The following is a 3,535-nucleotide window of genomic DNA, read 5'->3' as shown; positions in this document are numbered from 1 at the left end:
TTCCAGAATGGGGATCAGGAAGAATACCATGTAGGGCAGCACGTCGGCGAAGAAGCGCGGGCCGAAGGAGTGGCCGGCTGTCCACTGGATAAAGGCCGAGATGACGAGCCAGTGCAGCAGGATGATGGCGATGAGCGTCCATTCCAGCAGCCCCAATTGCCGGCGGCGCGCCCGCGCCAGGACGCCAGCCGGGACCAGGAGCAGCACCGGCGAGAAGATGAACAGTCCGCGCCCCGGGCTGACCAGATTGCCGAGCAGCGCCTCGCCCAGCGTGGGCGGCAGACCCAGCCGGTTGACGGCGAAGTAGGGCGGGAGGATGCCGCCGTACAGGCGCAGGTTGATCCACACGAAGGGGGCGGCCAGCAGCGCCGCGAAGAGCAGATAGCGGAGCAGGTAGCGCCGGTAGTGGAGGGCCACGTAGGCGGTCACCAGGAGCACCGAGAGACTGTTGGTCGGCCGGATGATAAAAGCCGCGGCCAGGGGCAGGGCGATGTAGGGGATGAGGCCGGGTCGCCGGCGCGCCCGCACCAGCAGGAGCAGGACGAGGCTGAGCATAAGCATCGACGGCCCGTGTTGCCACAACATCCGGCTGGCGGTCGAATAGGCTGGGGTGGCGAAGGCGTAGGTGGCCGTCAGCAGCAGGGCGTAGAGGACAGACAGGTATTCGCGGGCGACCAGGTACATGACGCCCGCTGACAGAGCGACGAGCAGAGAGGCGTTAATGAGCTGAATGCGCAGGACGGCCGGATCGGTCGGCGCGTGGGCGACCAGGTATGCTTGCAGGGTGACGCCCCGCAGCGGGGGCATGACCGCGTCCATCACCAGCGTCGCCGGGATGGTCAGCAGCGGCCCGCCCAGCGGGAAGTAGGAGTGGAGGTGGCCGTCTCGCTCAAAGGTCGCGAAGTGGCCGAACGCCTCGACCCATTCCCGGAACTCGTCCAGAAAGGGATCGCCGTCGTAGATGACGCTGGCCGCCACGTGGGGGGCCCACACGGGATCGCTAAACCCGCGATTGTCCACCTGCACGTAGAGCAGGAAGACGGCCGCCGCGACCAGCAGGGGCGCGACGACGGCGTGCAGCAGCCCATGCAACTTCGATGGGGTCATGAAGATAGTGGCCGGCGGCCTACTGCCGGTTGCGATAGAGTTGCGGATCGACGACCTCGGCCATTGCCTGGGTGTCCAACTGGCCGCCCAGGAAGGCGTTGATCTGGGCGATTTGCGGCAGCGGGTCGCTGAGCACGTCACTGTAGTGAACGTAGAGTGTGCGCACGTTGGGCTGGTTGCGCAGCCACTCCTCGACCTGGCGGACGTGCTTCTCGAACAGCATCGCCATCTGGGCGTCGTCCTGTTTGTCCGGGTCTTCGCCGCGATTGACCAGCATCTTGCGCTGCGAGGCCAGGATCTCGCTCATGTGGCGGCGGACGAAGATGACGCGGTACTGCTCGCCCGGCGGCAGGTGCTTCAGCAGGGCCGAGATGACCTTGACGACCTTGCCCCGCGCCTCCGGCAGCCAGGCGGCGTCGCCCTTGTCCAGTTGTTTGACGCGCTCGAACTCATAGTACCCCTTGGGGTTGTCCGCGTCGGCGGCGCGCAGCCGGTCGGTCAGCGGAGCGACGCCGCCGGCCTCGATCATCTTCATCATCATCGACGTGCCCGAACGCGGCAAGCCGGAGACGACCGTGATAAACTCGTCATTGTCCGACTTCGTCGGGCCTGACTTGGTTAGCTTTTGGAACAGTCCCTTCATAGGGATGCTATTCTAACTCAAATGGCAGAAGAGTATCTCACGCAAAGACGCAAAGCTCAGAAAGCTTCTGAGCTTTGCGTTCTTTGCCTCTTTGCGTGAGGTATTCTTCTCCAGGGGAGATATCTATGCGGACGATTCGCGAAGTTGAGGACAGCGACCTGCCGGAGCTTATACGTATCACCACCGAGGCTTTCCCCGGCATGAAGGTAGTCAGCCAGGAAGATCGCGACCAGATGCTCGAGCGCCTGATCAAGGTGAAGAAGGAACCCATCGTCCACTTCTTCGCCGTCTACGAGGGGGCGCGCATGGTCGGTGTGATGCGCTGCTACGACTTCACCATGAAGCTGCACGAGACGCGGACGCTGGTCGGCGGGTTAGGCGCTGTGGCGGTTGACCTGCGCCACAAGAAGGAACGCGTGGCCGCCGACATGGTGCGCTTCTACCTCGACTACTACCGCGACAAGGGGGCCGCCCTGACCGCCCTCTACCCTTTCCGACCCGACTTCTACCGGCGCATGGGCTTCGGCTACGGCGTCAAGATGAACCGCTACAGCTTTCGCGCCGACGCCCTGCCGGCGGCCCACGGCCGCGCCCGGCTCGACTTCCTGACGGCCGACGACCGGGATGAATTGGCCGCCTGCTACGACCGCTTTCTGGAGCGCACCAACGGGCTGATCGAGCTGCCGCCGCACGTGCTCGATGGGCTATTCACCGATCCAGCGCTGCGCTTTGCTGGCTACCGGGAGGGCGGCCGGCTGCGCGGCTACCTCATCTTTCGCTTCGAACCGGTGCGCGAGGACAACTTCCTGTCGAATAACCTCCGCATCCGCGCCCTCATCTACGACGACGCGACGGCGTTGGCGGCGCTGCTGGCCTTCCTGCGCACCCAGGCTGACCAGGTGGAGCGCATCATCCACGAGACGCAGGACGACACCTTCCACTACCTGCTGACCGATCCGCGCAACGGTTCCGGCAGCCTGCTGGCCGGGCTGTGGCACGAGACGAACACGCAGGGGGCGGGCATCATGTATCGCGTGGTGGACACGCCGCGCCTGTTCGAGGCGCTGCGCGATCACGACTTCGGCGGGGAGACGCTGGCGCTGCGGCTGAATCTGGCCGACAGCTTCCTGCCGGAGAACGGCGGCAGCTACACGCTGCGGGTGGAGAAGGGGCGGGCGGCGCTGGACGCGGCTGGCGGCGCGGCTGACGTGGAGGTGGGCATGGACGTGAGCGAGTTCTCGTCGCTGGTCACCGGGGCGATTGACTTCGCCCGGCTGCACGCCTATGGCCTGGCGACGCTCTCCGACGCCAGCTACCTTCCCGCCGTAGACCGCCTCTTCCGCGCCGCGCACCGGCCGTGGTGCATGACGAGTTTTTGAATAAATGAATCACGGATTTTCACGGATTTGGCGGATGACCACGGATTGAACATAAGGTTCAATCCGTTACATCCGTAGAATCCGTGAAAATCCGTGGTTCATTTATTCTCCCAATTCCAAAGCGAGCGCCGCCGGGTCGGTCACCGGCCGCTGGCAGACAAAGCGGCGGCAGACGTAAGCCGCGGCATGGCCGTCCAGCCGGTCGCGGCCGGCCAGCAGGGGAATGGCCTCCGCCGCATCCCCGTTGCCCGCGGCTACGACCAGGTTGGGCCGGTAGCGGCTGAAGACCACGTCGAGCAGCGCCCGGCTGTCGGCCGCCGCCGGGTCGCCGGCAATGGCGACCTCCTGCGGCTCGCCCAGAATGAACGCTGCCGCGCCCAGCCAGTGGGCAAAGGCGCTGGGATAG

General features: G+C 65.3%; 3 protein-coding genes and 1 pseudogene. 1 reads left to right on the top strand and 3 read right to left on the bottom strand.

Going from position 1 to position 3,535, the window contains the following annotated elements; genetic code table 11:
* A partial coding sequence (locus ACE3UY_RS08220) for a hypothetical protein (RefSeq protein WP_374687059.1) occupies positions 1 to 1,107 on the bottom strand: 1,107 nt, incomplete at its 3' end.
* Positions 1,108 to 1,126: 19 nt separating this feature from the next.
* The gene (locus tag ACE3UY_RS08215) at positions 1,127 to 1,750 is read right to left on the bottom strand and encodes a sulfotransferase (protein ID WP_374687058.1); all 624 of its coding nucleotides are present in this window, start codon (positions 1,748 to 1,750) and stop codon (positions 1,127 to 1,129) included.
* A gap of 125 nt (positions 1,751 to 1,875) precedes the next feature.
* On the opposite strand from ACE3UY_RS08215, the gene eis reads away from it, so the two are divergent.
* The gene (gene eis, locus ACE3UY_RS08210; RefSeq protein WP_374687057.1) at positions 1,876 to 3,129 is read left to right on the top strand and encodes an enhanced intracellular survival protein Eis; all 1,254 of its coding nucleotides are present in this window, start codon (positions 1,876 to 1,878) and stop codon (positions 3,127 to 3,129) included.
* 102 nt (positions 3,130 to 3,231) lie between these two features.
* On the opposite strand, the pseudogene ACE3UY_RS08205 reads toward eis, so the two are convergent.
* Positions 3,232 to 3,535: pseudogene (locus ACE3UY_RS08205) on the bottom strand (thioredoxin domain-containing protein); the annotation flags it as partial.

The organism is Promineifilum sp. (SeqCode) (assembly GCF_041918635.1).
Lineage (GTDB): Bacteria > Chloroflexota > Anaerolineae > Promineifilales > Promineifilaceae > Promineifilum.
Note: the sequence above shows the minus strand (reverse complement) of the source record. Positions and strands in the feature narration are given on the sequence as shown.

Coding starts and splice junctions, on each gene's coding strand:
- eis (WP_374687057.1), top strand. CDS start 1,876: ATGCGGACGATTCGCGAAGTTGAGGACAGCGACCTGCCGGAGCTTATA.
- ACE3UY_RS08215 (WP_374687058.1), bottom strand. CDS start 1,750: ATGAAGGGACTGTTCCAAAAGCTAACCAAGTCAGGCCCGACGAAGTCG.